The organism is Mesorhizobium sp. M1E.F.Ca.ET.063.01.1.1 (assembly GCF_003998155.1).
GTDB lineage: Bacteria > Pseudomonadota > Alphaproteobacteria > Rhizobiales > Rhizobiaceae > Mesorhizobium.
Genome location: NZ_RZSC01001656.1, coordinates 1 through 425, shown reverse-complemented (window position 1 = coordinate 425; position 425 = coordinate 1). Strand labels below are relative to the sequence as shown.

Genomic DNA, 425 nt, shown 5'->3' with positions numbered 1-425 from the left:
AAGCACGATGACGCGCTCGCCGAGATAGGCGGCCTCGGCGATAGAATGGGTGACGAAGAGGATCGTCGTGCCGGTGCGCCGCCAGAGCGAAAGCAACTCGTCGTTGAGCCGGTCGCGGTTGATCTCGTCCAGCGCCCCGAAGGGCTCGTCCATCAACAGCAGCTTTGGCTCGCCAAGCAGAGCGCGGGCGATCGCGACGCGCTGGCGCTGGCCTCCGGAAAGCTGATGCGGCAGGCGCTCACTGAGACCGCCAAGCCCCATCAGTTCGAGCAGCTCGGCGCTGCGGTCTTCGATCCTGCGTGTCAGGCTGCGTTGGCCGACGCCAAGCGGAAGGCGCACATTGTCGCGCACTGTGCGCCAGGGAAGCAGCGTGGAATCCTGGAAGACGAAGCCGACATCGCGGCGCGAGCGCACCGCGTGCTAGG

The 425-nt window shown here is 66.6% G+C and carries 1 protein-coding gene; it reads right to left on the bottom strand.

What is annotated here, in order from left to right; translation table 11 throughout:
- On the bottom strand, nt 1-414 hold a 414-nt coding region (locus EOA29_RS40280), incomplete at its 3' end, for an ATP-binding cassette domain-containing protein (protein ID WP_245468880.1).
- Nucleotides 415-425 lie beyond the last annotated feature (11 nt).